Consider the following 25731-nt stretch of genomic DNA (forward strand, 5'->3'; position numbering starts at 1 on the left):
CGGGGCGCTGTCGTCGTGCCGTGGGTCAGGAGACCCACATGTTCTGCCCGAACGGCCCGGTCTCGTAGCGGTAGATGAACGCCGCCATCTGCTCGCGCAGCACCGGCTGGCCGCCGCGGAACGTCTTCTGCCCGTTGGGCTCCAGGTAGCCCGTCGAGATGCCCTGCGCCGCGAGCCACTCGATCTGGCGGTGGAACGTCGCCGTGGTCGGCACGTCGACGAACGTCTGCGCCTCCGACGTCGCCGAGGTTCCGTCGTAGCGGTACAGGAACGCCGCCATCTGCTCGCGCAGGACCGGCGCGGAGGGCGCGAAGGTGCGCACGCCGCTCGGGCTCACGTAGCCCGTGGAGATGCCGGTCTCGTAGAGCCAGGAGATCTGGCGGTAGAACGTCGCCGAGGTGGGGACGTCGGCGAACGGGGACACCGTCGGCGCGGCGTACTCCGGGTCCGCCAGGCGGTACAGGAACGCGGCCATCTGCTCGCGCAGGACCGGGGCGGACGGCGCGAAGGTGCGCGAGCCGTTCGGGTTCACGTAGCCCGTCGTGATGCCGCGCGACGACAACCAGGCGATCTCGTAGGAGAAGGTGTTGCCGGGGACGTCGGTGAAGTTGTACGCCGGGCCGCTGTCGAGGCCGGTGGCGCGCAGGGTCGCCGGCTCGGAGAGCACCTCGGAGCGCAGCGAGCGGACCTCGATGTCGACCGACTCGCCGGGATCGACGCCCTGCACGGTGTACTGGAGGGTCCCGGCGCCCCGGTAGTCGAGCCCGGAGCTGCCGTCCTCGTACGTCGAGATGATCTGGTACTCGGAGATGTCCGACGTCGGCGACGCGTTCCAGGTGATGTTGATCTCGCCCTGCACCGGCGGGATCGACCGGTCGACGCGCACGGAGGACGGGGGCGCAGGCGCCACTGCGGCCGACGCGGAGACGGTGACGGCAGGCACGAGCGTGAGCGCGAGACCCGCGACCACGGCTCCTGCGACGCGACGATGGGCAGACCAGGCTGACATGGCAGCTCCTAGGCAGAAGAGGGTCGTGATCCGGGAGCCAGGAAGCTGCGAGGAGGGGCGCGGACCGCACGCCTGGACGTCAGTATGCGCGCGGAAGTTGTGTCTGGGGCCTCGGATGCGTAGTCCTTCGGAGCCCCTTCCAGGGGGCTCTCCCGGCACGGTCCCGGCGGTGGCACAGTGAGGGTGTGCAGGACGACACCTGGCGTGACCACCTGGCCAACGAGCGCACCCACCTGGCGTGGCTCCGCACCGGAGCGGCGGTCCTCGTGGTCGGGCTCGCGGTCATGCGGTTCGCCGATCCGGACGCGGTGACCCGCGCGAGCGTGCTCTCGGGGCTGCCGCTGGTGCTGACCGGCGTGGCAGCCGTCCTCTACGGCACGCAGCGCTACCGGCACGCGCATCGTCGCCTGGTCGCGCTCGACCCGCGACCGCCCGGGACCCTCGGCCCGTCGATCGCCGCCGCGGTCCTCGTCGTGGCGTTCGTGCTCACCGCGGTCATGCTGACGTTCGTCGACTGACGCGATACGACAGACTGGTCGCGACACAGGCCGATGGACGGGGGAAATCCATATGACCCAATCAAGCACCAGCACCTTGGGTGACTGGCTCAAGAAGCCGATCAGCTGGGTCGTGATCGCGGTGGCGGGAGTCGCGTTCGTGCTCCAGCAGGTCTTCGCACCGGGACTCTTCGGCAGCGGTGGCGACAACGGCGGCGGCGACGGCTCCGGTACCGAGATGCTCGTCAACAAGGGCGATGCCGTCGAGGTCCCGGAGGGTGACGAGGTCACCGTCTCGTACACGGTCGAGAACCGCGAGCGCGAGGCCGTCAAGATCTCCACCGTCGAGATCAAGTCCTTGAAGATGTCCGGCGGTGGGCCGGAGTGCACCGGCGCCAGCCGCGCGGGGATCGTCGCGAAGGTCGAGAACCATCTCGTCGGCAAGCGCATCGAGCAGCGCAGCGACCTGGACTTCGACGTGATCTACACCGGACGCGACGAGCCCGTGCCGGACTGCGTCGGCGCGACGGTCCAGGCGGACGTCGACATCCTGGTGGTCCCCTACAGCTAGGGCACCGTGCGCGATGATGACGCCATGGCCGACGACGAACGCCCCGCTGACGGCCTGCGCGAGGTGCTGGCCCGTCGCTTCCTGACGACCGACGCCGCGCGACCCGAGAAGGTCGCGCGGTGGCACGCCCGTGGACGCCGGACGGCGCGGGAGGACATCGCCGACCTCGTCGACGACGGCTCGCTGGTCGAGTACGGGCGGTTCGTCACCGCAGCCCAGGAGGGACGGCGCGACCTGGCCGACCTCGTCGTCGAGGCTCCGGCCGACGGCATCATCGGCGGGACCGCGACGGTCGACGAGCGACCGTGCGCGGTCCTCTCGTACGACTACCTCGTGATGGCCGGGACGCAGGGCATGCGCGGCCACCGCAAGTCCGACCGCCTGATCGAGCTCGCGGGTCGCCTGCGTCTGCCGACGGTGTTCTTCACCGAGGGCGGGGGCGGCCGGCCCGGCGACACCGACATCCCCCTGGTCTCGGCACTCGACGTCGGGTCCTTCGCCCTCTGGGGCGAGCTCCAGGGTGTCGTGCCGCGCATCGCGGTGGTGTCGGGCCGGTGCTTCGCCGGCAACGCGGTCATCGCGGGCTGTGCCGACCTGCGCATCGCGACACCGGACGCGAATCTCGGCATGGCAGGGCCGGCGATGATCGCCGGCGGTGGCCTCGGCCACGTCACGCCCGAGGAGATCGGTCCCGTGTCCGACCAGGCGGCGAACGGGGTGCTCGACGTCGTGGTGCCGGACGAGGCCGCAGCCGTGACCGTCGTGCGCGAGCTGCTGGCGCTGCTCTCCGGTCCTGCGGAGCGCTCAGCACCGGCGGACGCCGAGTCGCTGCGCACCGCGTTGCCGGACAACGACCGCGAGGCCTTCGACGTCCGGCCTGTCGTCGAGGCGCTCGCCGACCCCGACACGGTGCTGTGGCTCCGGGAGGCGTTCGCCCCGGAGCTCGTCACGGCGTTCGCGCGCATCAACGGTCTCCCGGTGGGGATCGTCGCGAACCAGTCGACCCACCTCGCGGGGGCGATCACGACCGGAGCCTCGTCGAAGGCCGCGGACTTCCTCGACCTCTGCGAGCGCTGGCGGATCCCGGTGGTCTCGCTGGTCGACACCCCCGGCTTCATGGTCGGCCCGGAGGCCGAGCGCACGGGCCTGGTCCGCGAGGCCGCCCGCATGGTCACCGCCGGCGCCCGCCTGACGGTGCCGCTCGTAGGCGTCGTGCTGCGGCGCGGCTACGGGCTCGGCGCGCAGGCGATGCTGGGCGGCAGCACCCACCGCCCCGTCCTGACGGTCGCCTGGCCCGAGGCCCACCTCGGCGCCATGGGTCTGGAGGGCGCGGTCCGCCTGTCGATGGCCCACGAGCTCGCCGCGATGGACGAGCCGGACCGCGAGGCCGCGGTGGCTCGCCACACCGAGGACCTGCGCCAGCACGCCAAGGCGCTCAACGTGGCGCGGGTGTTCGAGATCGACGACGTGCTGGACCCGGCCGAGACGCCGGCCGTGATCGCGGCGACGCTCCGCGCTGCAGGACGCTCGGGCGAACGGTGGCCCTCGTGAACGGCGCGGAGGGTGACGGCGGGTCCGTGACGTGGTTCGTCATCGCCTTCGTCGCCGTGTTCTGCGTGCTGTTCTGGCTGATGTTCCGGTACTGCGGCCCGTTCGTGCGGTGGCTCTCGCGCCACGTCCGGCTCGGTCGACCAGGGTCGCGCGGATTCGGCGACGACACGGTGGAGACGCTGATCTGGAAGGCGCGTCTCGGCCTGGTCATCGGTTTCGTGGTCGCCCTGGCCGGCATCGTCGGAGTCTTCGTCCTGGATCTCTGATCCCCAGCGGCGTCCGTCCACGGTTCAGGGGACGTTCAGCGCCCGGACACGTCGTGCACCCCGGCCGCCCACCCGACGCGACCACTGTGACCGACCGGGCCCCCAGACGGGTGCCCGCTCCCGTCCAGGGGGCACGATCCCCTCAGGAGCTCGTCCGGATGACCGTGGCCACCCACGCCCGACACCTGCCGACGTTCGCCGTCGGCCTCACCGCGGTGGTCCTCACGGTTGCGACGCTGACGCCGTCAGCCGGCACCGCCGCCGAGCCCGCCAGCGCGACCGCGCTCGAGACGACGCCCGACTGGTACGGCCAGCAGCCCCCGACCCCACCGGGTGCCCTCGCGACCCAGCCGCCCGGAGCGCTGTTCGCGTCGGGTGTCTACGTCGATCCGATGCCGACCCCGTGCGCCGCCACGATCGCGGGCAACCCGTACGTGCACGACCCGCACGTCGACATGCCCGACGCGGGCGTTCCCGCTCCGGCCGTCCCGCCGCCGATCGCACCCGCGCCTGCTGCACCGGCTCCCCCGAGTCCCGCACCACCGGCACCGGTCACGCCGACCCCGCCGCCCACCCCGACGCCGACGCCCCCGCCGAGCGAGGTGACCCCGACACCCACGCCCACGCCCACGGCGCCCCCCGCCCCGGAGGCCGAGGACGGCACCGTCGTGCCCGCGTCCTTCCGGGTGCAGGTCACGAGCGCAGCGCCCCAGGCGTTCCGGCTCCCCCTCAGCGGGTACCGCGTCACGAGCGAGTACGGGCTCCGCAACAGCCCGACCGTGCCGGGCCTGGTCGCGTGCCACACCGGCCTCGACCTCGCCGCGCCCGCGGGGACGCCCATCCTCGCCGTCGCCGACGGTCTGATCGAGCGCACCGGCAACGCCGGGGGTTACGGCCAGCTGACGGTCCAGCGTCTCCGCGACGGCACGCAGCTCTGGTACGCCCACCAGTCCCGCTTCGAGGCCACGACCGGCACGACGGTCGCGGCCGGCGACGTGATCGGCTACGTCGGATCGACGGGCAACTCGACGGGCCCGCACCTGCACCTGGAGGTCCACCTCGCGGGAACCACCCGCACGAACCCGCGGACGTGGCTGGCCTTCTACGGCCTCGCCGTCTGACGACGTGCCTCGAGATCCGGCAGGCTGGACCCATGTCGCACCTCGCTGACCTGATCCGACCGACGTTGCCCGCTGGCCTGACGCTCCCCGAGCCGCTCGAACGAGCCTGGACCTGGATGGAGGACCAGGGCTGGGGCTTCGAGACCCGCGGCACGTACTACCTGACACCGTTCGAGGGGCGCGCCCAGCTCGGCATCGTCTTCTCGCCGTCCGAGACGCTGACGGGCTGGTTCGAGCCGGGCGAGCCCGGTCACGACCGTCTCTTCCCGCTGGGGCAGACCGACGGGAGCGGGAGCTTCGCAGCGCTCTGGCTCGATCCGACGGACACGGTGCGTTTCGTCCTGCTGGGGTCGGAGGGCGAGCGTCTCCTGCTCGCCGACGACGCCGTCGACTTCCTGCGACTCATCGCCATCGGCTACCTCGAGCTGGCCGACTACGTGCTGCCCGAGGCACCCGACGAGGACGAGGACGGGGAGTCCGTGGCGGCGCTCGCGCAGTTCCGGGCTTGGGTGGAGTCCGAGCTCGGCGTCGACGTTCCGGAGCACTGGACGGTCCAGGAGCCCGACCCGTTCAGCGCGTGGGTGGACGAGGTCACCCGATCGTCGTGACGACGAAGGCCCTCCCCGATCTCTCGTGGAGGGCCTTCGTTCTTCCCTGGAACTTCAGGGATCCTGCTGGTGTCCGAGGGGGGACTTGAACCCCCACGCCCCATTAAGGGCACTAGCACCTCAAGCTAGCGCGTCTACCATTCCGCCACCCGGACGTGTGACTCGCTGCTCCCGCCTGACCGGCTTCGGCAGCGCGTGCGATCTTAGCAAACGACGTCCGGGTGTCCGAATCGGGGGGACGTCACGACGAGGCGGATGCCTGGCGGTGCAGCTCGTCGAGGTGCTGGTCGACCTCGCCCATGTCGTACGCCTGCCGGAAGCGCCGGGGCGTGAAGCGCGCCGCGGTGATCCGCTCGGCCAGCCCGGGCTCGGTCCGGCGGCTGGCCAGCGCCGTGTCGACGTCCTTGACGAACGCGTCGACCTCCTCGATGTCGTAGCCCTCACGGAACCGGACGAGCGTGAATCGGGGGGTGGTCATGGGGTGGCTCCTGGTGGTCACAGATGAGCGAGCGTGTGGATCACGAGTCCGGCGAGACCGCCGACGACGGTGCCGTTGATGCGGATGAACTGCAGGTCGCGGCCGACGTGCAGCTCGATGCGCTGCGCCGTCTCGACGCCGTCCCAGCGCGAGACCGTGGCCGAGATGACCGTCGCGAGCTCGTGGCCGTGGCGCTCCACGGTGTACGAGGCGACGTCGGCCGCCAGGTCGTCGACCCGGGCGGCGAGCCGGTCGTCCTCGCGGAGCCGACGGCCGAGGTTCTCGACCTCCTCGACCGCGCGGCGACGCAGCAGCCCCTCCTCGGTCAACGCCTCGCTCAGGACTCCCTTGAGCGAGGTCCAGAGCGACACCGCCGTCAGCACGACCTGCGGCTGGTGGAGCACGCGCTCCTTGAGCCGGTCGGCGCGCTCGCGGGTGGCGGCGTCGAACTGCAGGTCGTGGGCGAGCTGGCCCAGCCAGTGGTCGAAGGCGGCGCGCGCTCGGTGCTGCGGGTCGTCGCGGATCTCGGCGACCCAGCGCACGGCCTCCAGGTGCAGCCGCGAGGCGACGCGGTCGTCGACCCACTGCGGCGTCCACCACGGCGCGCGCTGCTCCACGATCTGCGCGACCTCGGCCTCGTTGCTGAGCAACCAGCGGTGCAGCTCCTCGGCCACCAGGTCGACGAGACCCGTGTGCGCGCCGTCCTTGACGATCTCGGTGATCATCTGCCCGATCGCCGGCCCCATCGGCTCAGCGCTCAGCTTGGGCACCATGACGTCGCGCACCAGGGCCTCGACGTCGTCGTCGCTGATGCGGTCGAGCCCGTGCGCCGCGATGCGCGAGCCGGCCCGCACCAGGCGCTCGGCGTGGCCCGGCTCCTGCAGCCACTGACCCGCCCGGTCGGCGACGCCGACCGCCAGCACCCGCTCGCGCACGACCTCGGGCTGCAGGAAGTTGTCGACGACGAAGTCCTGCAGGCTCTCCCCCAACGACTCCTTGCGCCGCGGGATGATCGCGGTGTGCGGGATCGGGAGGCCGAGCGGGTGGCGGAACAGCGCCGTGACCGCGAACCAGTCGGCGATCGCGCCGACCATGGCGGCCTCGGCCGTGGCGTTGACGTAGCCGATCCACCCCTCGCCGTCGCGGGTCAGGACGAAGATGATCGCGGCCACCACGAGCAGCGACGTCGCGACGACCCGCATGCGCCGGAGCGAGCGGCGACGTTCGGCATCCTTGGCCGAGAGCTCGGCGGGCATGGCGAACGACGTCGTCGTCTCGGCGGGCATTTCGCCAGCGTATCGAGGCACGGTCCGATCGGCGCGTCGCTGCGTAGACTCACGCACGTGAGCTTCAACGACAAGGCGCGCCTCGACACCAGCCAGGTGCTCGGCGGCAAGGGCGGCGCGATCGCGGGCGGTGGCATCGGCAGCGTCGTGCTCCTGCTGGTCTACCTCTTCCTCGGCGGCAGCGGCGGCTCCGGCACGCTGCCGTTCGACCCGTCCCAGGTGCTCCAGGGCGGATCGGGGAGCAGTGTCGACGTCTCGGAGTGCCAGACGGGCGCCGACGCGAACCGCTCCGACGTCTGCCGCATCGTCGGCACGGTCAACAGCGTCCAGGACTACTGGGGCGACGCCCTGTTGGACGAGACCGGCGAGCCGTACCGGGAGGCGAAGACCGTGATCTTCTCCGGCTCGACGCAGACGGCCTGTGGCTCGGCCACCGCCGCCGTCGGCCCGTTCTACTGCCCCGCCGACGAGCAGGTCTACATCGACGCCACCTTCTTCGACGAGCTGACGAGCCGCTTCGGCGCCGACGGCGGCAACCTGGCCCAGATGTACGTCGTCGCCCACGAGTACGGGCACCACGTCGAGAACATCCTCGGCGACCTGCAGGCCGGCCAGCAGGACCGTTCCACCGGCCCCACGAGTGCGGGCGTCCGCATCGAGCTGCGTGCCGACTGCCTCGCCGGGGTCTGGGCGCACCACGCCGCCACGACCGAGGACGCCGACGGCGTCACGCTGATCGAGCCGCTCACGCGCGACGACATCGACTCCGCCCTCTCGGCGGCCTCGGCGGTCGGCGACGACCACATCCAGGAGGAGCTGGGCGGCGGCACCGTGAACCCCGACTCCTGGACCCACGGGTCGAGCGAGCAGCGCCAGCGCTGGTTCCTCGCCGGGTACGAGTCAGGCACGATCGGCTCCTGCGACACCTTCGGCACCGACGACCTGTGAGCGCGGAGACCACCACTGCGGACCGCCGCCGGGTCGCCGCCGAGATCTGGATCGTCCTGGGCCTCTCGCTCGGGCAGTCGGCGGTCTACGCCGTGCTCAGCCTCGTCGTGAAGCTCACGAACGGGGGCCTGCGGCAGTCGACCGCCACGCTCAACTCCTCGCGAGCCGACCAGCAGTGGCTCGACCTCACGCTGCAGGTGCTCTCGATCGGGTTCGCGCTCGTGCCCGTCGCGCTCGCGCTGTACCTCCTCGCCGGTCGCTCGATCGGCTTCGACCTGCGCTCTCCCGGCCGCGACACCGCCGTCGGCGCCCTCCTGGCCCTCGTCATCGGGGTCCCCGGGCTGGGCCTGTACTTCGCGGGCCGTGCACTCGGCGTGACCGCCGACATCGTGGTGGCCCCCGACACCGTGTACTGGTGGACCGCCGTCATCCTCGTGACCGCGGCGCTGCAGAACGGGCTGCTCGAGGAGATCGTGGTCGTCGGCTACCTCTTCACGCGGCTGCGCGACCTCGGGTGGGGGCCGTGGCCGATCATCGTCACGAGCGCGCTGCTCCGCGGCAGCTACCACCTGTACCAAGGATTCGGGCAGGCCGTCGGCAACGTCGTGATGGGGTTGGTGTTCGGCTGGTGGTTCCAGCGCACGGGCCGCGTGCTGCCGCTCGTCATCGCCCACACGCTGCTCGACGTCGTCGCCTTCGTGGGGTACCTGGCCCTCGGCGATCGGCTGGGGTTGCGGTGACCTCGCGGTGGGCCGTCGCCTACCGTGAAGGCATGCTCCTCCCGGCCCTGCGGCACCCCGTCGTCGGTGCTCCGATGGCCGGCGGCGTCTCGACGCCGGCGCTCGTCGCGGCGGTCGGTGAGGCCGGTGGTCTCGGGCAGCTCGCGGCCGGGTACCTGGACGTCCCGACGGTCGCCGAGCAGGTCGCTGCGGTGCGGAGCACGACAACGGCGCCGTTCGTCGTGAACGTCTTCGTCGCCGAGACCCTCGACGAGGCCACCGAGGGTCCGGCCGTCGCTGAGTTCGCCCGCAGGCTGGCACCCGTCGCCGAACGACTCGGTGCGGAGGTCCCCCATCCGCGCTGGGACGACACCGACCACTACGCCGAGAAGGTGGACCTCCTGGCCGACCTGGCGGTGCCGGTCGTCTCGTTCACCTTCGGCTGCCCGTCGGCCGCCGACGTCGACCGGCTGCACGCCGTCGGGACGGTCGTGGTCGTCACCGTCACGACCCCGGGCGAGGCCGCAGCAGCTGCGGCGGTGGAAGCCGACGCCCTCTGCGTCCAGGGCCACGAGGCCGGCGGCCACCGTGGCGTCTGGGACCGCCGCGCGGAGCCGTCGCCGCTGACACATCTCGACCTGCTGCCGCTGGTGCGCGCGGTCAGCGACCTGCCGCTCGTCGCCGCGGGAGCCATCGCCTCGGCCGACGACACTCGAGCCGCGCTGGCGGCCGGTGCCGTCGCGGTGCAGGTCGGCACGGCCCTCCTGCTGGCCGACGAGGCCGGCACCCGTCCAGCGCACCGTCGGGCGCTGGCGGAGTCCGGACGCCGCAGCACGACCACACGCTCCTTCTCGGGTCGCGTCGGTCGCGGGCTCACGAACACGTGGACCCGCGAGCTCGGCGACGCTCCGGCGACCTTCCCGGTCGTCGACCAGCTCACCAAGCCGCTCCGAGCCGCGGCCGGTCGGGCCGATGACGCCGAGCACGTCAACCTCTGGGCCGGCACCGCCTGGCGCGACGCCCGGCCCGGGCCCGCCGGGGACGTCGTCCGCCGCCTCTCCCCCGTGCGGGTCGACCTGTCGTGAAGATCCAGTTCGACGACGCGCTGCCCATCTCGGCCCGGCGCGACGAGATCGCCGACGCCATCGCGGCGCACCAGGTCGTCGTGGTCGCGGGCGAGACCGGGTCGGGCAAGACGACCCAGCTGCCCAAGATCGCCCTCGGCGTCGGGCGTGAGCGCATCGCGCACACGCAGCCCCGCCGCATCGCCGCACGCTCGGTCGCCAAGCGCATCGCCGACGAGGTCGGCGTCGAGCTGGGCACGGAAGTCGGGTACGCGGTCCGCTTCGACGACAAGAGCTCGGCCGACACCCGGATCCGCCTGGTCACCGACGGACTCCTGCTGCAGGAGATCCACCACGACCGCGAGCTGCGCCGCTACGACACGATCATCGTCGACGAGGCGCACGAGCGGTCCCTGTCGATCGACTTCCTCCTGGGGTACCTGCGCCAGCTGCTGCCCCGCCGCCCGGACCTGAAGGTCGTCATCACGTCGGCGACGATCGACGTCGACCGCTTCGCGGCGCTCTTCGACGCCCCCGTGATCGAGGTCAGCGGACGCACCTACCCCGTGGAGATGCGGTACCGACCGCTCAGCGACCCTGACGCGGGCGACCTGCTCGACGGCATCTCCGCCGCGGTCGAGGAGCTGCCGCGTGACGGCGACATCCTCGTCTTCCTGCCGGGCGAGCGCGACATCCGCGACGTCGACGAGCACCTGAGCGGCAAGAAGTACCGCAACACCGAGATCCTGCCGCTGTTCGGCCGGCTCGCCGCGCACGACCAGCAGAAGATCTTCGCCTCGCACCCCGGGCGCCGCATCGTGCTGGCGACCAACGTCGCCGAGACGTCGTTGACCGTGCCCGGCATCCGGTACGTCATCGACCCGGGCCTGGCCCGCATCTCCCGCTACAGCCAGCGGCTCAAGGTCCAGCGGCTGCCGATCGAGCCCATCTCCCAGGCCAGCGCTGCGCAGCGTGCCGGCCGCTGTGGTCGTGTCGCCGACGGCATCTGCATCCGGCTGTACGCCGAGGACGACTTCGAGGGACGACCCGAGTTCACCGACCCCGAGATCCAGCGCACGAACCTGGCCTCGGTCATCGTGCAGATGGCGGCCCTCGACCTCGGCCCCATCCAGGATTTCGGCTTCCTCGACCCGCCGGACTCGCGCTCGGTCACCGACGGCGTCAACCTGCTGCGCGAGCTCAACGCCGTCGTCGACGGCAAGGACGGCGCCCTGCGCCTGACGCGGCTGGGACGCACGATGTCGCGTCTGCCGGTCGACCCGCGGATGGCCCGCATGATCGTCGCGGCCGACCGGCTCGGGTGCCTGGCCGACGTGCTCGTGATCGTCGCCGCGATGTCGATCCAGGACCCGCGCGAGCGCCCCCTCGAGAAGCAGCAGGCCGCCGACGAGAAGCACGCGCGCTTCCGTCAGCCCGACTCCGACTTCCTCTCCTGGCTCTCGCTGTGGACGTACCTGCGCGAGCAGCGCGACGCGATGTCGCACGCGAAGTTCCGCGCCCAGTGCAAGGCCGAGTACCTGCACTACCTCCGCATCCGCGAGTGGCAGGACGTGCACACGCAGCTGCGCCGCACGGTCAAGGACCTCGGCATGAAGGCGGGCGAGCCCGGATCGGATCCCGACACGGTGCACCGCGCGCTGCTCACGGGGCTGCTGTCGCACGTCGGCCTGCGCGAGAGCGACGGCCGCGAGTTCGCCGGGGCGCGCGGGGCGCGGTTCATGGTGTTCCCCGGCTCGGGACTGGCCAAGAAGCCGCCGGCGTGGGTCATGGCGGCCGAGCTCGTCGAGACGACCCGCCTGTGGGCGCGCACCGCCGCTCGCGTGCAGCCTGAGTGGATCGAGGAGGCGGCCGAGCACCTCGTCAAGCGTCAGTACGCCGAGCCGCACTGGTCGACCAAGCGCGGCGCGGCGATGGCGCGCGAGCGGGTGCTGCTCTACGGACTGCCGGTCGTCGCGGACCGGCTGGTGCCGCTGTCCCGCTTCGACGCCCCGCTCGCACGGGAGCTGTTCGTGCGCCACGCGCTGGTGCAGGGCGAGTGGCGCACCAACCACGCGTTCTGGCGCCACAACCAGCGGCTCCTCGAGGAGGTCGACGCGCTCGAGTCACGCGTGCGTCGGCGCGACCTCCGGATCGACGACGAGACCCTGTACGCGTTCTACGACGAGCGGGTGCCGGCCGACGTCGTCTCCACGCGCCACTTCGACGGCTGGTGGAAGAAGGCGCGTCGCGACCGGCCCGACCTGCTCGACCTGCGCACGACCGACCTCGTCCGCCAGGACGCCCCCGACGCCGAGGAGTTCCCCACGGAGTGGTTCTCCGAGGGCGCGCCGATGAGCCTGACGTACACCTTCGAGCCGGGCACGGTCGACGACGGCGTCACGGTGGACGTGACGCTCGAGCAGCTGCCCGCGCTCGATCCAGCGGTCTTCGGGTGGCAGGTCGAGGGACACCGGCGCGAGCTCGTGGAGGCGCTCATCCGGTCGCTGCCGAAGCAGCTGCGACGCGAGTTCGTCCCGGCACCCCAGGTGGCGGGCGAGGTGTTCGGCCTGATGGACCCTGCGCGCGGTTCGGTGACGGCCGAGCTGGCTCGCGTGCTCTCGGCCCGCGGTGGTGCGGTGCTCGCGGCTGACGACTTCGACGTGACGGCGCTCCCCGACCACCTGCGAGTCAAGTTCCGCGTGCTCGACGGCGACGCCGAGGTCGCCCGTGGTGCCGACCTGGACGAGCTGCGCGACCGGCTGCGGCCGCGTCTGCGCGAGCAGCTGCAGGACGCGACGGGCGGCATCGAGCGCTCGGGCGAACGCGCCTGGGTGTTCGGCACGGTCCCGGCCGAGGTCACGGCCGGGCGGCAGACGGGGTACCCCGCCGTCGTCGACGAGACCAGGAGCGTGGGGCTGAAGGTGCTGCACTCGGCTGTCGAGCAGCGGGCCGCCGGCATCCGTGGACAGGCGCGGCTCATCTCCTTCGATCTGCCGTCGGTCGTGCCCGCCATCGGCCGCACGCTCGACGTCCGCGCCAAGCTCACGCTCCAGACCGGGCCGTACCGCGACGCGGCCGAGGTCATCGAGGCGTGCTGGCTCGCGGCGATCGACCACCTCGTCGTGAAGCACGGCGGCCCCGCGGCGGACGAGGAGGGCTTCCGGGCCCTGGCCGAGGCGGTGCGGCCCGAGGTCTTCGACGTCACGCAGCGGGTGCTGACGCAGGTGCTCCGGGCGTACGAGCGGCTCGGTGAGGTGCGTCCCGGTGACGACGAGCCGGGCGAGGACGTGAAGGTCCAGCTCTCGTGGCTCGTGTACCCCGGGTTCGTGCGCGACCTCGGCGTGGAGCGCATGCCGCGCCTGGCCGTCTACCTGCAGGCGGCTGCGGCCCGCCTGCGCACCCCAGGGACGTCGGACGACCTGGCAGCGGCCCAGGACATGGAGGCCGAGTTCCACCGCCGCACCGCGACGCTCAGCGAGTGGCAGAAGCTGTCACCAGACGTGCAGAGGATCCGATGGTCCCTGGAAGAGCTGAGGGTCAGCCTCACGGCCCAGAAGCTCGGCACCGCCCACCCCATCAGCCTCCAGCGGATGCGCAAGCAGCTCGACACCCTCCCCACCCCCTAACCCGCCCAGATTTGTCGAGTTTGGGCCCGATTCTCGGGGTGAAATGGGTGCAAAGTCGTCACATCTGGGCGGAGGTCGGCGGGAACCACTGTCGCCACTGGGCGCTCATGACCGGGTACGGGCCGCGGTATCCGTGGGCCGCCAGAGCCGTGAAGACGCGCTGGGGGATCCTCTCGGGGGTGCGGAGATCCTCCGCCGTGATCACGATGACGGTCCACCCTGCGGCCTCGAGAAGCTCTCGTCGCCGGAGGTCGTGCAGCCAGGTCCTCGTGTCGGTGAGGTGGTGGCGTCCGTCGTACTCGACGACGACCTTCCAGCGCCCGTAGACGAGGTCACCCCGGGCCAGGAACCCGCCCTCGTCGTCGAGGATGACGCCGTTCACCTCCGGTTCGGGCAGGCGGCCGAAGCGGAGCATGACCCGTACGGTCGACTCCGGTGGCGACTCGGCGCCAGCGCGGATCAGCGGCGCTACCCGGCGGGCCCTACGCACGCCGTCCAGGTGGCGCGAATCGACGTACCAACGCAGGTCGTCGGTCGTCGTGTGCCCCGACTGCACGAGGTGATCGCCGAAGGCAACCAGCTCCGGTAGGGCGGTTCGTCCTGCGACGTCGACGAAGGTGCGGTCGGGGCCGGTGGCCCAGAAGTCTTGGACCTGACGCGGGTGAAGCTGCCATCGACGCCGATGCAGCACGATCTCCGGGATCATGGTGTGCGCCGAGGTGTTCGTGGAGAACTCCAGGACGCCTCGGCGCCGACCCTGGAAACCGTAGAGCCTCATCGCTGACGTGTGGCTGACCACCGCGTCACCGGGCATCAGCAGGAGCGCTGCCTGGAGCCACACGGTGAAGGTGGGTTCTACCGCGGCGGACACGTACACACCACGGAAGATCCGCCGAAACCGGCGTGACCTGAGGTGCTTGCGGGTCAAGCCGAACTCGGCTGCCTGCGCGACGGTGAAGGGACGGGAGAGATCCATCCCTCGACCCTGCTGGGGACGCCACGGTCAGGGGCGAACGAAAGCTGGTCCTGTGGACGACGACGGCGAGCCGGAGAATTGTGGACTTTGGGCCCGCCTCCTCCAGGAAAGCGGGCCCAAAGTCGTCAAATCTGGGTGGGTCAGGCGACGTCGAGGAGGTCGATGACGAAGACCAGGGTCTTGCCCGACAGGCGGTGTCCGCCGCCGGCGGGGCCGTAGGCGAGCTCCGGCGGGGCGACGATCTGGCGGCGGCCGCCGACCTTCATGCCGGGGATGCCCTGCTGCCACGCGGCGATCAGGTTCGGGAGGGGGAAGCGCGCCGACTGGCCGCGGTCCCAGGACGCGTCGAACTGCTCGCCGGTCTCGAACTCGACGCCGACGTAGTGCACGTCGACGACGCCGCCGGGAACGGCCTCGGCGCCCTCACCGACGGTGAGGTCGGTGACGGTCAGCTCGGTGGGCGGGGGGCCGGGGATGAAATCGACTTCAGGCTTGGAGGTCATGTTCCGATCCTGTCACACGCGCGCGGTCGGGTCCCGACGGGCAGAATGGCCCCATGCGAGCCACCGTTCTTCATGCCCCCGGCGACATCCGACTCGACACGCTCCCCGACCCGGACCTGCAGGACGACACCGACGCCGTCGTGCGCGTCGTCGCCGCCTGCGTGTGCGGCTCGGACCTGTGGCCCTACCGCGGCGTCAACGCCGCGAAGGAACCCCGCAAGATCGGGCACGAGTTCATCGGCGTCGTCGAGCGCACCGGCTCGGCGGTGGCGGACGTCCAGGTCGGCGACTTCGTGATCGCCCCGTTCCTCTACAGCGACAACACGTGCGCCCACTGCGCCGCCGGCGTGCAGACCTCCTGCGTCAACGGCGGCGGCTACGACGGCTGCCAGGCCGAGCTCGTCCGCGTCCCCTGGGCCGACGGCACCTTGGTCAGGGTTCCCGGCGACGTCGACGAGGCCCTGCTCCCCCACCTCCTGACGTTGTCGGACGTCTTCCCGACGGGCCACCACGCGGCGATCTCCGCCGGTGTCACGGCCGGCAGCACCGTCGCCGTCGTCGGTGACGGCGCCGTGGGCCTGTCCGCCGTGCTCGCCGCGAAGCGGCTGGGCGCCTCCACCGTCATCGCGATGTCACGCCACGAGCCGCGCCAGGCCGTCGCCCGCAGCTTCGGAGCCGACCACATCGTCGAGACGCGCGGCAAGGAGGGCGCCGAGGCCGTCAAGGAGATCCTCGGCGGCATCGGCGCCGACGCCGTGCTGGAGTGCGTCGGCACGACCGACTCGATGAAGCAGGCCTTCCGTGCGGTGCGGCCTGGCGGCACGGTCGGCTACGTCGGCATGCCGCACGACGTCGAGCTCAACGTCCCGGTCATGTTCTTCACCAACACGGGCCTGCGCGGTGGCGTGGCACCGGTGCGCGCCTACCTCGACGAGCTGCTGCCCGACGTCCTGTCCGGCGCCATCACGCCCGGCGACGTCTTCGACCAGAAGATCCCGCTCGACCAGGTCGCCGACGGCTACCGCTCGATGGACGAGCGCACCGCGATCAAGACCTACTTGTCGATCTGAGCGACGTCCCGCACGTCGACGACCGCCGCGACCGGCAGCGGCCCGTAGACGTGCGGGTACTCGTCGTCGCCGACCGGGTCGATGCGCCACGGCACGTCGAGCAGGTCGGTCTCGATGTCGAGGAGGACGAGGTCGGCCAGCTCGACGTCGGCGTAGAACCGCGCCAGCACCCCGGCGACCTGGTCGGGCCGTGACGCGTGGAGGAAGCCCTCCTGCTCGATCGTGATGCCGCGGGTCGACCACGTGTAGTGGCCGACGCGCTGCGCCTCCTGCCAGTGCTTGCGCAGGGCGAGGTGGTGGATCAGCACGTCAGAACGACTCGGCGGTGTCGTTGAAGCGGCGCAGAGCCCCGGAGAAGGCGTCGATCTCGGCGACCTCCCAGCCGTCGAGCAGCCGGACGAGGCGCTCGTGCGTCTCGGTGCGGTACCCGCGCAGCCGCTCGGCCGCCTCCTCGGTGGGCACGAGCAACCGGGCTCGGCCGTCGCTCGGGTCGGGGTGCTGCTCGACCAGCCCGTACTTGACGAGCGCGGCGATGGCCCGGCTCGCGGTGGACTTGTGGACGCCCATCGACTCGGCGAGGTCGGCTCCGCGCACCTGGCCCGGTGCGTCGCAGATCGCGAGGAAGAACAGGTACGTCCCGTAGTCGAGGTCGCGGTGCAGCCCCGAGACGATCTGGATCGAGCGGCGGCGGACCCGCTGCACGAGGCGAGTCAGCTCGAGCTCGAGGTCGACGTCGGGGGTGGACATGGATCCAACCTACCGAAGCCGACCCCGAGCCCGAGCCGTCAGGTGAGACGCCTACTTGAGCTGCGTGGACGACAGGTTCAGCAGACGTCGCGCCACGATGAGCTGCTGGATCTGCTGGGTGCCCTCGAAGATGTCGAGGATCTTGGAGTCGCGCGACCACTTCTCGAGGAACTCGGTCTCGCTGTAGCCCAGCGTGCCGGCCAGCTCGACGCACTTCAGCGTGATGTCGTTGCCGACGCGCCCGGCCTTGGCCTTGGCCATGGACGCCTCCATGGAGTTGGGCTTGCGGTTGTCGGCGAGCCACGCGGCCTCGAGGGTCAGCAGCAGCGCAGCCTCCCAGTCGGCCTCCATCTGGATGAAGGTCGCGGCCGCGTACGACTGGGCCGTGGCGGGACGGTCGTAGTCGATGTCGACGCCGGCCTTCTCCAGCAGCTCGCGGATCACCTCGAGCGAGGCGCGCGCGCAGCCGACGGCCATGCCGGCCACGAGCGGACGCGTGTTGTCGAACGTCGCCATGGCGCCGGCGAAGCCCTGCTTCACGTCGACCTCGGGGCTGCCGAGCAGGTTCGACTCGTGCACGCGGCAGTTGTCCAGGACGATCACGGCGGTGTCGGACGCGCGGATGCCGAGCTTGTGCTCGAGCCGCTCGACCCGGATGCCCGGGGTGTCCTTGCTGACGACGAACGACTTGATCGCCGCGCGGCCGAGGCTCTTGTCGAGCGTGGCCCAGACGACGACCGAGTCGGCCCGGTCGCCCGAGGTCACGAAGATCTTCTCGCCGTTGAGGACGTAGTGGTCGCCGTCCTTGACCGCGGTCGTCTTGATCGCGGCCGAGTCGGACCCGAAGCTGGGCTCGGTGATGGCCATCGCGGCCCAGGTGCCCTTGTACTTCTCGAGCTGCTCGTCGGTCGCGACCGAGGCGATCGCCGAGTTGCCGAGTCCCTGGCGCGGCATCGAGAGCAGCAGGCCCACGTCGCCCCAGCACATCTCGATGACCGAGAGCACCGAGCTCAGGTTGGTGCCGTTCTTGACCTTCGGCTTCTTGCCGTCGCCCTCGTCCTCGGAGCGGCGCACGCCGGCAGCGCCGGCGCCCTGACCCTCACCGGAGTCGCTCATGCCGTCGACGAGCGAGGCGAGGAGGTCGAGCTCCTTGGGGTAGGAGTGCTCGGCAAGGTCGTACTTGCGGGAGTTCGAGCGCAGGAAGTTGTCGGCGACCTGGTTGGCCTGGACGACGAAGGCGCGGAACTTCTTGGGGGTGTCGAGATTGATCATGATGTGCTCCGTCCTCAGACGAGGACTGCTCCTTCCATCAGGCCGACGGCCCGCAGGTCGCGGTACCACCGCTCCACCGGGTGCTCCTTGACGAATCCGTGACCACCGAGCAGCTGGACGCCGTCGGTGCCGATCTTCATGCCGTACTCGGCCGCGAGCTTGCGGGCGAGCGCGACCTCGCGGGCGTGGGACTGTCCCTGCTCGGCGCGCGAGGCGGCCTTCAGGGTGACCAGGCGCATGCCCTCGAGCTCGATCGCGATGTTCGCGACCATGAACGCGACCGACTGGCGGTACGCGATGGGCTCACCGAAGGCCTCACGGCCCACGACGTACTCCTTGGTGTAGTCCAGGACCGCCTTGGCGGTGCCCAGCGCGAGCGCCGACCAGCCGAGGCGGGCCAGGCGCACGGCCTCGCGGTAGTCGTCCTCCGCGCCGTCGCCCAGGAGCGCCGCGGGGGCGTCCTCGAGCTTGAGGCGGGTCAGGCCGGCGGACCGCAGACCCATCGACGGGTCGGCCGCGACGCCGACGCCCTCGGCCGAGGCCTCGACGACGAACAGGGCGGGCTTGCCGTCCAGGTCGGCCGAGACGACGAACAGGTCGGCCTCGGTGCCCCGCACCGCGCCGGACTTCAGGCCGTTCAGGACGTAGCCGTCGCTCTTCTTCGTGGCGGTCGTGCTGAGCACGAACGGGTCGAACAGCGGAGTCGGCTCGGCGAAGACCAGGGCCGCGGCCGGGACGTCCTCGCCCGTGAAGGCCGGCAGGTAGGTCTGCTGCTGCTCGTCGGAGCCCCAGAGCGAGATGGCGGTGGCGACCGCCGAGGGGGCGAGACACGCGACGGCCTGGCCCATGTCGCCGTAGGCGAGAGCCTCGGCGACGAGGACGCCGGTCGTGGCCGAGCGCTCCTCGGAGAGCCCGCCGAGCGCCTCGGGGACGTTGAGCAGGCTCAGGCCGAACTCGGTGGTCTGGGCCAGCACCTCCTTGGGCGTGTCATCGGTCTTCTCCGCGGCCTCGGCGCCCGGTCGCAGGACCTCGGAGGCGAACTCGGCGACGACGCCGACGATCATCTCCTGGTCCTCGGTGGGCGTGAGGTCGAAGACGCCGGAGTCGCCCGAGGTGCTCTGGCGCTGGGGCTTGCCGGAGCCCTTGACGCGCTTGAACGTGCGGCCGGCGCTGCCCGCGGCCTGGAATCCGGCGCGCGTGCCGTGGTAGACCGCCTTCTCGGTCTGCTTGCGCAGGCCCAGCCGATCGATCGCGGGCGAGCTGGCGATGCGGTTCAGGACCGCGAGGCCGATGCCCATGGGGTCTTTGCGAGAGGCCACGAGAGCTCCTTGGGAAAGTCGCGAGGTCGGACGAGGTGCCCGCCTGAGCCTCAGTGTAGACGAAGATGTAACTCACGTTTGCACTTTGGCGTACCGAGCGTATCCCAGTCCGGTCCACGGGTCCACCGTCCGCCGGGACCAGGCAGGGCGTCGGATATCGTGACGCCGTGAACCACGCGCAGTCCCGGCCCCTGCCCGAGGGCGGATCCGTCCGCCCCATCACCCGCTGGGGCACCCCCGTGATGCACCGCGAGCTCGAGGACGTGACCGTCTTCGACGAGGACCTCCAGACCCTCGTGCGCGACATGGTGGCCACGATGTACGCCGCCCGCGGTGTGGGTCTGGCGGCCAACCAGGTCGGCGAGAAGATCAAGGTCTTCGTGTTCGACTGCCCCGACGACGACGACGTGATCACGACCGGCGTCGTGTGCAACCCGGTGCTGACGCTGCCCGAGGGGGACGCGCGCCGGCTCGACGACGATGACGAGGGCTGCCTCTCGTTCCCCGGCGCCTTCGGCCCGCTGGCTCGCCCCGACACGGCCCACGTGAGCGGGTTGGACCAATTCGGCGAGCCGGTCGAGTTCTCCGGCACGGGCCTGCTCGCGCGCTGCCTGCAGCACGAGACCGACCACCTGTTCGGCACGGTCTTCGGCGACCGGCTGGCGGGTCGCGCCCGCAAGAAGCTCGACAAGATGCAGGCCGAGCTCGACGAGCTGTACCCCGACGACTGGCCCGTCACCCCGATCGCGGAGGCCTGAGCACCCCGTGGACCTGCGCCCCATGGAGTCCGGCGACTGGGAGGAGATGCACGTCCTCTACGCGGACCCGGGCGTGTGGGAGCACCAGCCGACGGGCGTGTTCACCACGGTCGACCAGACGAAGGCGCTCGTGGAGTTCTTCGTCAGCGGATGGCGCGACGACGCGCTCAGCAACTGGGCGGCGTTCGACGACGGCGGGGCCTTCGTGGGGCACGGCGGCGCACGGCTGCTCCACGACCGCGCGGCCTGGAACATCGGCTACCGCATCCACCGCGAGCACTGGCACCAGGGCTACGGATCGACGCTGGCTCGCCGCGGTGTCGAGGCCGCGCACGAGACCGACCCGGACGTGCCCGTCACGGCCAAGCTGCTCGAGCGCAACGAGGCGAGTCGACGCACGGCGGAAGCGGCAGGCCTGCAGCTGGTGTGGCGGGGGCGCGACCTCGGCAACGCCGACGAGACGGCCGTCCGGCTGGTCTACGCCGACCGCGAGCTCGACGAGACCACCCTGCGCGCCCACACGCACAGCTTCATGCGCTGACGGTCGTCTCCGTTGGCTGAGGTGCGAGTGCCGCCTGCGGCGCGAGCCTCGAAGCCGCGTCCCGATCACCGTGGCCGTGGACTGACTGCCCCTTCGAGGCTCCTCGCCAGGGCTCGTCGCACCTCAGGGAACGGGTGCGCTTCTGGCGGTGACACAGGAGTCCCCCGCCGAAGTCGTACGGGGACAGGGGGTGCGCTCAGCTCTCCTCGCGGAGCCGGGGCTCCGTGCGGTTCTGGGGCTTGATGCCCTGCATGTCGGCGTAGAACTCGCGCACGACGTCCATGTCGGCCGAGAAGTCGCCGCTCGGCACGAACGACGGACCGAAGCCCATCGTCCGGGTCGGCGGGTCGAAGAAGGCCAGCGTGACCGGAACCTGGGCCTCGCGGGCGATGCGCAGGAACCCGGACTTCCAGTACTCCCCCGCCGAACGTGTGCCCTCGGCGGCGATCACGAGGCGGAACTCGGTGTTGCTCTCGGCCTCGTCGACGAACGCCTGCACGACGCCCGCCGGGTTCTTGCGGTCCAGCGGCACCCCGCCGAAGCGGCGCACGAGCCATCCGACCGGACCGTTGAAGAGCTCCTGCTTCACGAGGACCCGCGGGTGCGCGCCCCCGTGCCACATGACCAGGAGCATCGTCACGAAGTCCCAGTTCGAGGTGTGCGGGGCGCCCACGAGGACGCCGCGCTCGGGGACGCTGCCGACCATGCGGTAGCGCATCAGTCGGGTGATCGTCCGGGCCAGGCGCTGCCGCATCATGGCGCGAGCCTAGGGGGCCGTGCTCACACGCCGTCGAGCCGGTCGACGAAGCGCTTCGCCTCGAGCAGGCCCCAGCCGGTGTGGTCACGGACGTGCTTGACCGCGGCGACCTCACCCTGCGCGACGACCACGGCACGGGTCGTCGACTCGAGGTCCGTGAGGTCGGGCCCTGCCTCGGGCGTTCCGGTCGTCGCCGGGTCCCAGTGGTCGATCACGCCCTTGGCCTCGGCCAGGCCCAGGCGGCTCTCCTCGCGCAGCCGCTTGATCGCCTGGATCTTCTGGTCGGTGGCCACCAACGCGCTGATCTCGCTGCGCGCGCGCTCGTCGAGGTGCAGCGGCACGGGGACGGTCGGACCCTGCCGAGGACGACGCAGCCCGCGCAGCACCCCGAGGGCGAGCACCACGACGGAGACGGCCAGGACGATCGACCACAGCAGCGAGTCGCTCATGCCGGTGACGCTACCCCGCGGAACCGTCAGGCGCGCAGCTCCCAGGCCGCGATGGCGACGGATGCCGCGACGTTGAGCGAGTCGATGTCGGGGCTCATCGGGATCGTCGCCCGGACCAGGCTCTCGTGCTCCCACCGCGGCGACAGCCCGTGCCCCTCGGAGCCGACGACCAGGGCGATCGGCCCGTCGGAGCGGACCTCGTCGAGCGGCACCGCACCGTCGCCGAGCGTCATCGCGACGGTCGTGAACCCGGCCTCGCGGAGCAGGACGGGGGCCGCGTGCCAGTCGTCGAGGCGGGCGTACGGGAGGCGGAACACCGCGCCCATCGCGACCTTGATGGCCCGGCGGTAGAGCGGGTCGGCGCACCGCGGCGACAGCAGGACGGCGTCCCACCCGAGCGCCGCGGCGGTGCGGAACACCGCACCGACGTTGGTGTGGTCGACGAGGTCCTCGAGCACGACGACGCGGCGGGCGCCCGCCAGCACCGTGGCGGCGTCCGGGAGCTCGGGGCGGTGCATCGCCGCGAGGGCGCCTCGGTGCACGTGGAAGCCCGTCAACCCCTCGATCACGTCCTCGTCGAGCACGTAGCAGGGCGCATCGGTGCCCGCGAGCACGTCCTCGAGCGCGTCGACCCAGCGCTGCGCCATGAGGAACGACCGTGGCTCGTGCCCGGCCTCCATCGCCCGGCGCACGACCTTCTCCCCCTCGGCGACGTAGATCCCGCGCTCGGTCTCCAGGAGCTTGCGCAGGCTCGTGTCCCGCAGGCTGGTGTAGTCACGCAGCCGGTCGTCGCCGGACGTCACTCGAAGGATGTGCGCCACGCGGTTAGGTTAGGTGGCATGAGTCTCGACCGACCGGTCACCCCGGATCCGTACCCGCTCCTGCCCGCTGCCGCGACCTTCACGGTCACCAGTGACGACGTCACCGACGGCGCTCCCCTCTCCGACGCTCAGGTCAACGCGCACGGCGACACCTCGCCCCAGCTCAGCTGGTCGGGCGCGCCCGAGGGGACGAAGTCGTTCGTCGTGACGTGCTTCGACCCCGACGCGCCCATCGTGTCGGGGTTCTGGCACTGGGTCGTCGTCGACATCCCCGCCGACGTCACGAGCCTGCCCGCCGGTGCCGGCGCAGGCGACGACACGCTGCCGGCGGGTGCGTTCCACGTGCGCAACGACGGCGGCGGCGCAGCCTTCATGGGTGCCGCTCCGCCGGAGGGCGACCAGGTGCACCGCTACTACTTCGTCGTCCACGCCGTCGGCGAGGACAAGCTCGGTGTCGACGACTCCGCGACACCCGCCGTCGTCGGTTTCAACCTGGCGTTCAAGACGCTGGGCCGCGCGATCCTGCACGGCACCTACCAGCACTGATCCGACCAGGACGACAGGGCCGGGCTCAGCGCTCCTCGACCAGCTCGTCGAGGGCGCGGGGCTCGGCCCACCGCTGCTCGACCAGCATGGGCCGCTCGTAGAAGCGGTCGACCGGTCCGAGGCAGACGATCGCGATCGGCTCGTCACCGGGCGAGAGGTCCAGCAGATCGGCGAGCTCGCGCGGGTCGAAGAGCGACACCCAGCCCATCCCGAGGTTCTCGGCTCTGGCCGCCAGCCACAGGTTCTGGATCGCGCACGCCACCGACGCCAGGTCCATGTGGGGCATCGTGCGTCGCCCGAAGACGTGGCCCGCGCGATCGCCCGTGACGGAGACGACCAGCAGCTCGGCGCAGTCACGCACCCCCTCGACCTTGAGGCGCAGGAACTCCGCCTCGCGATCGCCGAGCTCGGCGGCCGTCAGGTCGCGCTCGACCGCCACCAGGTCGGCAACCCGCTCACGCACCGCGGGGTCGACGACCCGGACGAAGCGCCACGGCACCATCAGCCCGACGCTCGGTGCGCAGTTCGCGGCCTCCAGCAGGCGCCGCAGCACGGACGGGTCGACCCCGCCTCCGGCGAAGTGCCGCATGTCGCGGCGCTCGACGATGGCGCGGTAGACCGCGTCGCGCTCGGTGCTGCTGAAGGTCTGGTCCTGCGTCACACCTGAGCCGGCGGGGGCGGCGGCGGGCCGTCGTCGCCCTCGATCGAGGACGGCGGGACGACGTCCTCGTCGATGTTCGCGGCCGGGTTCTCGGCGCGGCGCGCGGCCTCGAGCGCGGCCTCGACGGCCTCGGAGGTGTCGACGGAGGACTTCACGTCCTCGATCGGCGCGTCCAGGTCGACGCGCTTCTTGCTGCCGCCACCGTCGACCGGGACGGTGCCGATGACGCCGCCCAGCGTGCCGAGGGCCGCGGTGAGCTCGGCCGGGATGATCCAGGTCGAGGCGTTCTCGCCGCCGGCGATCTTCGGCAGGGTCTGCAGGTACTGGTAGGACAGCAGCTTCTGGTCCGGGTTGCCGTCGTGGATCGCCTGGAAGACGGTCTCGATCGCGCGACCCTCACCCTGCGCCCGCAGGATCGCGGCCTGCTTCTCGCCCTCGGCCGAGAGGATCGCGGCCTGCTTCTCACCCTCGGCGGTCAGGATCTGCGACTGCTTCTCACCCTCGGCCGTGAGGATCGCGGACTGGCGCTGACCCTCGGCCGTCAGGATCACGGCGCGACGGTCGCGCTCGGCGCGCATCTGCTTCTCCATCGCGTCGATGATCGTCGGCGGCGGGTCGATGCTCTTGAGCTCGACGCGGTTGACCTTGATGCCCCAGCGGGTCGTGGCGGCGTCGAGCTCGGCACCCAGCGTGCGGTTGATCTGGTCGCGGCCGGTCAGTGCGTGCTCGAGCGACATGCCACCGATGATGTTGCGCAGCGTCGTCATCGTGAGCTGGTGGATGGCCTCGATGTAGTTGACGATCTCGTACGTCGCCGAGACCGGGTTGTTGACCGTGTAGTAGATGACGGTGTCGATCGAGACCGTCAGGTTGTCCTCGGTGATGACGTCCTGCGGCGGGAACGACAGGACCTGCTCGCGCTGGTCGATCATGTACTGCAGCCGGTCCAGGAACGGGACGATCAGGTGCGGCCCGGAGTCCAGGGTCGTGCGGTACTTGCCGAGCCGCTCGACGATGCCCGCGCGCTGCTGCGGGACGATCTTGAAGGACATCGCGACGATGGCGATCGCCAGCGCCAGGAAGAAGAACGCGACGATCAGGGCTACCGATCCGATCACGGTGCAACCTTTCCGGCCACGTACGCCGTGGCCCCCTCGATGGACACGACCGTCAGACGCTCGCCGACGTCATGATGTTCCGTGGTGGCCGTGCGTGCCGTCCAGAGCTCGCCGTCGATCATGACCCGGCCCGACACGTCGGTGACCGGCTCGTCGACGATGGCCGGACGACCGACCAGGTTGTGGTGCCCCACCGACAGGGTGGGGCCGGCGTGCAGCTTGCGCTTGAAGCGGGGGCGGATGACCGCCAGCAGCAGGATCGAGATGGCGCCGAAGATGATGATGGTGGCCCAGGCCGGCAGGAACGGGGAGGCCGCGGCAGCGACGAGCGCCGCGATCGCGAACATGAGCAGCACCAGGTCGAGGCTCAGGAGCTCGGCGACGGCGAGGACGGACGCGACGCCGATCCAGACGACCCAGAGGTTCTCGTTGATCCAGTCAGTCACGGC

General features: G+C 71.3%; 29 protein-coding genes and 1 tRNA gene. 14 read left to right on the plus strand and 16 right to left on the minus strand.

The window, feature by feature from the left end; genetic code table 11:
* Window positions 1-25: 25 nt before the first annotated feature.
* Window positions 26-1009 carry an S-layer homology domain-containing protein gene (locus ABD127_RS04510; protein ID WP_344198162.1) on the minus strand — a complete coding sequence of 328 codons (984 nt, stop codon included), beginning with the start codon at window positions 1007-1009 and terminating at the stop codon, window positions 26-28.
* A gap of 185 nt (window positions 1010-1194) precedes the next feature.
* Here ABD127_RS04510 and ABD127_RS04515 point away from each other — a divergent pair, with 185 nt between their 5' ends.
* From ABD127_RS04515 to ABD127_RS04540, 6 genes are all read left to right on the plus strand, one after another.
* Window positions 1195-1527, plus strand: coding sequence for a YidH family protein (locus ABD127_RS04515; protein ID WP_344198164.1), 333 nt, complete (start codon window positions 1195-1197; stop codon window positions 1525-1527).
* Window positions 1528-1579: 52 nt separating this feature from the next.
* Window positions 1580-2077 carry a hypothetical protein gene (locus ABD127_RS04520; RefSeq protein WP_344198166.1) on the plus strand — a complete coding sequence of 166 codons (498 nt, stop codon included), beginning with the start codon at window positions 1580-1582 and terminating at the stop codon, window positions 2075-2077.
* A gap of 24 nt (window positions 2078-2101) precedes the next feature.
* Window positions 2102-3628, plus strand: coding sequence for an acyl-CoA carboxylase subunit beta (locus ABD127_RS04525; RefSeq protein ID WP_344198168.1), 1527 nt, complete (start codon window positions 2102-2104; stop codon window positions 3626-3628).
* Window positions 3625-3894: a hypothetical protein gene (locus tag ABD127_RS04530; protein WP_344198170.1), complete on the plus strand. Its 270-nt coding sequence runs from the start codon at window positions 3625-3627 to the stop codon at window positions 3892-3894. Before ABD127_RS04525 ends, ABD127_RS04530 begins: the two co-directional genes overlap by 4 nt.
* A gap of 158 nt (window positions 3895-4052) precedes the next feature.
* Entirely contained in the window at window positions 4053-5015 is a 963-nt protein-coding gene (locus tag ABD127_RS04535) for a M23 family metallopeptidase (protein WP_344198172.1), read from the plus strand.
* 32 nt (window positions 5016-5047) lie between these two features.
* Window positions 5048-5623: a hypothetical protein gene (locus ABD127_RS04540; protein ID WP_344198174.1), complete on the plus strand. Its 576-nt coding sequence runs from the start codon at window positions 5048-5050 to the stop codon at window positions 5621-5623.
* A 67-nt stretch (window positions 5624-5690) separates the two neighbouring features.
* Here ABD127_RS04540 and ABD127_RS04545 read toward each other — a convergent pair.
* From ABD127_RS04545 to ABD127_RS04555, 3 genes are all read right to left on the minus strand, one after another.
* Window positions 5691-5778: transfer RNA gene (locus ABD127_RS04545), tRNA-Leu, on the minus strand.
* Window positions 5779-5864: 86 nt separating this feature from the next.
* Complete coding sequence (locus ABD127_RS04550) at window positions 5865-6101, minus strand: DivIVA domain-containing protein (RefSeq protein WP_344198175.1); 237 nt, start codon at window positions 6099-6101, stop codon at window positions 5865-5867.
* A 17-nt stretch (window positions 6102-6118) separates the two neighbouring features.
* Window positions 6119-7387, minus strand: a complete 1269-nt coding sequence (locus ABD127_RS04555; protein ID WP_344198177.1) for a DUF445 domain-containing protein — start codon at window positions 7385-7387, stop codon at window positions 6119-6121.
* A gap of 57 nt (window positions 7388-7444) precedes the next feature.
* Between ABD127_RS04555 and ypfJ the strand changes: the two genes are divergently transcribed.
* The 4 genes from ypfJ to hrpA are packed head-to-tail and all read left to right on the plus strand — an operon-like array spanning window position 7445 to window position 13744.
* Entirely contained in the window at window positions 7445-8335 is an 891-nt protein-coding gene (gene ypfJ / locus ABD127_RS04560; RefSeq protein WP_344198179.1) for a KPN_02809 family neutral zinc metallopeptidase, read from the plus strand.
* On the plus strand, window positions 8332-9075 hold the full coding sequence (locus tag ABD127_RS04565; RefSeq protein ID WP_344198181.1) for a CPBP family intramembrane glutamic endopeptidase: 744 nt from the start codon (window positions 8332-8334) through the stop codon (window positions 9073-9075). The genes ypfJ and ABD127_RS04565 overlap by 4 nt, the downstream gene beginning before the upstream one ends.
* Before the next feature lie 32 nt (window positions 9076-9107).
* Window positions 9108-10139, plus strand: coding sequence for a nitronate monooxygenase (locus tag ABD127_RS04570; protein WP_344198183.1), 1032 nt, complete (start codon window positions 9108-9110; stop codon window positions 10137-10139).
* On the plus strand, window positions 10136-13744 hold the full coding sequence (hrpA, locus tag ABD127_RS04575) for an ATP-dependent RNA helicase HrpA (protein ID WP_344198185.1): 3609 nt from the start codon (window positions 10136-10138) through the stop codon (window positions 13742-13744). The genes ABD127_RS04570 and hrpA overlap by 4 nt, the downstream gene beginning before the upstream one ends.
* A gap of 58 nt (window positions 13745-13802) precedes the next feature.
* On the opposite strand, the gene ABD127_RS04580 is transcribed toward hrpA, so the two are convergent.
* Window positions 13803-14720, minus strand: coding sequence for a DUF559 domain-containing protein (locus ABD127_RS04580; protein ID WP_344198187.1), 918 nt, complete (start codon window positions 14718-14720; stop codon window positions 13803-13805).
* Between the two features lie 140 nt (window positions 14721-14860).
* A complete protein-coding gene (locus ABD127_RS04585; RefSeq protein WP_229054053.1) occupies window positions 14861-15223 on the minus strand; it encodes an FKBP-type peptidyl-prolyl cis-trans isomerase in 363 nt (120 codons plus the stop codon).
* Window positions 15224-15276: 53 nt separating this feature from the next.
* On the opposite strand from ABD127_RS04585, the gene ABD127_RS04590 reads away from it, so the two are divergent.
* Window positions 15277-16293, plus strand: a complete 1017-nt coding sequence (locus ABD127_RS04590) for a zinc-dependent alcohol dehydrogenase family protein (protein WP_344198190.1) — start codon at window positions 15277-15279, stop codon at window positions 16291-16293.
* Here the strand turns inward: ABD127_RS04590 and ABD127_RS04595 are convergent.
* From ABD127_RS04595 to ABD127_RS04610, 4 genes are read right to left on the minus strand one after another with little or no spacing between them, the layout of a single operon-like run.
* Entirely contained in the window at window positions 16278-16601 is a 324-nt protein-coding gene (locus ABD127_RS04595; RefSeq protein WP_344198192.1) for a DUF952 domain-containing protein, read from the minus strand. The two genes, ABD127_RS04590 and ABD127_RS04595, sit on opposite strands and share 16 nt — an antisense overlap.
* A 1-nt stretch (window position 16602) precedes the next feature.
* Entirely contained in the window at window positions 16603-17040 is a 438-nt protein-coding gene (locus ABD127_RS04600) for a MarR family winged helix-turn-helix transcriptional regulator (RefSeq protein ID WP_344198194.1), read from the minus strand.
* Window positions 17041-17091: 51 nt separating this feature from the next.
* Window positions 17092-18312: an acyl-CoA dehydrogenase family protein gene (locus tag ABD127_RS04605; RefSeq protein WP_344198196.1), complete on the minus strand. Its 1221-nt coding sequence runs from the start codon at window positions 18310-18312 to the stop codon at window positions 17092-17094.
* Window positions 18313-18326: 14 nt separating this feature from the next.
* Window positions 18327-19631: an acyl-CoA dehydrogenase family protein gene (locus ABD127_RS04610; RefSeq protein WP_344198198.1), complete on the minus strand. Its 1305-nt coding sequence runs from the start codon at window positions 19629-19631 to the stop codon at window positions 18327-18329.
* 167 nt (window positions 19632-19798) lie between these two features.
* Between ABD127_RS04610 and def the strand changes: the two genes are divergently transcribed.
* Entirely contained in the window at window positions 19799-20389 is a 591-nt protein-coding gene (def, locus tag ABD127_RS04615) for a peptide deformylase (protein ID WP_344198200.1), read from the plus strand.
* A gap of 7 nt (window positions 20390-20396) precedes the next feature.
* Window positions 20397-20930 (plus strand): GNAT family N-acetyltransferase, encoded by a 534-nt coding sequence (locus tag ABD127_RS04620; protein ID WP_344198202.1) that lies wholly within the window; start codon window positions 20397-20399, stop codon window positions 20928-20930.
* 196 nt (window positions 20931-21126) lie between these two features.
* Here ABD127_RS04620 and ABD127_RS04625 read toward each other — a convergent pair whose 3' ends face one another.
* From ABD127_RS04625 to ABD127_RS04635, 3 genes are read right to left on the minus strand one after another with little or no spacing between them, the layout of a single operon-like run.
* The gene (locus ABD127_RS04625) at window positions 21127-21687 is read right to left on the minus strand and encodes a 1-acyl-sn-glycerol-3-phosphate acyltransferase (protein ID WP_344198204.1); all 561 of its coding nucleotides are present in this window, start codon (window positions 21685-21687) and stop codon (window positions 21127-21129) included.
* 23 nt (window positions 21688-21710) lie between these two features.
* The gene (locus ABD127_RS04630) at window positions 21711-22136 is read right to left on the minus strand and encodes a hypothetical protein (protein WP_344198206.1); all 426 of its coding nucleotides are present in this window, start codon (window positions 22134-22136) and stop codon (window positions 21711-21713) included.
* A 26-nt stretch (window positions 22137-22162) separates the two neighbouring features.
* Window positions 22163-22957: a TrmH family RNA methyltransferase gene (locus ABD127_RS04635; protein WP_344198208.1), complete on the minus strand. Its 795-nt coding sequence runs from the start codon at window positions 22955-22957 to the stop codon at window positions 22163-22165.
* 18 nt (window positions 22958-22975) lie between these two features.
* On the opposite strand from ABD127_RS04635, the gene ABD127_RS04640 reads away from it, so the two are divergent.
* Window positions 22976-23503 (plus strand): YbhB/YbcL family Raf kinase inhibitor-like protein, encoded by a 528-nt coding sequence (locus ABD127_RS04640; protein WP_344198210.1) that lies wholly within the window; start codon window positions 22976-22978, stop codon window positions 23501-23503.
* Between the two features lie 25 nt (window positions 23504-23528).
* Here ABD127_RS04640 and bluB read toward each other — a convergent pair whose 3' ends face one another.
* From bluB to ABD127_RS04655, 3 genes are read right to left on the minus strand one after another with little or no spacing between them, the layout of a single operon-like run.
* Window positions 23529-24164 (minus strand): 5,6-dimethylbenzimidazole synthase, encoded by a 636-nt coding sequence (gene bluB, locus ABD127_RS04645; protein ID WP_344198212.1) that lies wholly within the window; start codon window positions 24162-24164, stop codon window positions 23529-23531.
* Window positions 24161-25282, minus strand: a complete 1122-nt coding sequence (locus ABD127_RS04650; protein ID WP_344198215.1) for an SPFH domain-containing protein — start codon at window positions 25280-25282, stop codon at window positions 24161-24163. Before ABD127_RS04650 ends, bluB begins: the two co-directional genes overlap by 4 nt.
* Window positions 25279-25728: an NfeD family protein gene (locus tag ABD127_RS04655; RefSeq protein ID WP_344198217.1), complete on the minus strand. Its 450-nt coding sequence runs from the start codon at window positions 25726-25728 to the stop codon at window positions 25279-25281. Before ABD127_RS04655 ends, ABD127_RS04650 begins: the two co-directional genes overlap by 4 nt.
* Window positions 25729-25731 lie beyond the last annotated feature (3 nt).

The sequence above is a fragment of the Aeromicrobium alkaliterrae genome (genome assembly GCF_039529015.1).
In the GTDB taxonomy this organism is placed as follows: Bacteria; Actinomycetota; Actinomycetes; order Propionibacteriales; family Nocardioidaceae; genus Aeromicrobium; species Aeromicrobium alkaliterrae.

What these genes read in the sequence shown, in the direction of transcription:
- ABD127_RS04510 (WP_344198162.1), bottom strand. Translation starts at nt 1,009, where the DNA reads ATGTCAGCCTGGTCTGCCCATCGTCGCGTCGCAGGAGCCGTGGTCGCG.
- ABD127_RS04520 (WP_344198166.1), top strand. Translation starts at nt 1,580, where the DNA reads ATGACCCAATCAAGCACCAGCACCTTGGGTGACTGGCTCAAGAAGCCG.
- ABD127_RS04525 (WP_344198168.1), top strand. Translation starts at nt 2,102, where the DNA reads ATGGCCGACGACGAACGCCCCGCTGACGGCCTGCGCGAGGTGCTGGCC.
- ABD127_RS04535 (WP_344198172.1), top strand. Translation starts at nt 4,053, where the DNA reads ATGACCGTGGCCACCCACGCCCGACACCTGCCGACGTTCGCCGTCGGC.
- ABD127_RS04540 (WP_344198174.1), top strand. Translation starts at nt 5,048, where the DNA reads ATGTCGCACCTCGCTGACCTGATCCGACCGACGTTGCCCGCTGGCCTG.
- ABD127_RS04550 (WP_344198175.1), bottom strand. Translation starts at nt 6,101, where the DNA reads ATGACCACCCCCCGATTCACGCTCGTCCGGTTCCGTGAGGGCTACGAC.
- ABD127_RS04555 (WP_344198177.1), bottom strand. Translation starts at nt 7,387, where the DNA reads ATGCCCGCCGAGACGACGACGTCGTTCGCCATGCCCGCCGAGCTCTCG.
- ABD127_RS04570 (WP_344198183.1), top strand. Translation starts at nt 9,108, where the DNA reads ATGCTCCTCCCGGCCCTGCGGCACCCCGTCGTCGGTGCTCCGATGGCC.
- ABD127_RS04580 (WP_344198187.1), bottom strand. Translation starts at nt 14,720, where the DNA reads ATGGATCTCTCCCGTCCCTTCACCGTCGCGCAGGCAGCCGAGTTCGGC.
- ABD127_RS04585 (WP_229054053.1), bottom strand. Translation starts at nt 15,223, where the DNA reads ATGACCTCCAAGCCTGAAGTCGATTTCATCCCCGGCCCCCCGCCCACC.
- ABD127_RS04590 (WP_344198190.1), top strand. Translation starts at nt 15,277, where the DNA reads ATGCGAGCCACCGTTCTTCATGCCCCCGGCGACATCCGACTCGACACG.
- ABD127_RS04600 (WP_344198194.1), bottom strand. Translation starts at nt 17,040, where the DNA reads ATGTCCACCCCCGACGTCGACCTCGAGCTCGAGCTGACTCGCCTCGTG.
- ABD127_RS04605 (WP_344198196.1), bottom strand. Translation starts at nt 18,312, where the DNA reads ATGATCAATCTCGACACCCCCAAGAAGTTCCGCGCCTTCGTCGTCCAG.
- ABD127_RS04625 (WP_344198204.1), bottom strand. Translation starts at nt 21,687, where the DNA reads ATGATGCGGCAGCGCCTGGCCCGGACGATCACCCGACTGATGCGCTAC.
- ABD127_RS04630 (WP_344198206.1), bottom strand. Translation starts at nt 22,136, where the DNA reads ATGAGCGACTCGCTGCTGTGGTCGATCGTCCTGGCCGTCTCCGTCGTG.
- ABD127_RS04640 (WP_344198210.1), top strand. Translation starts at nt 22,976, where the DNA reads ATGAGTCTCGACCGACCGGTCACCCCGGATCCGTACCCGCTCCTGCCC.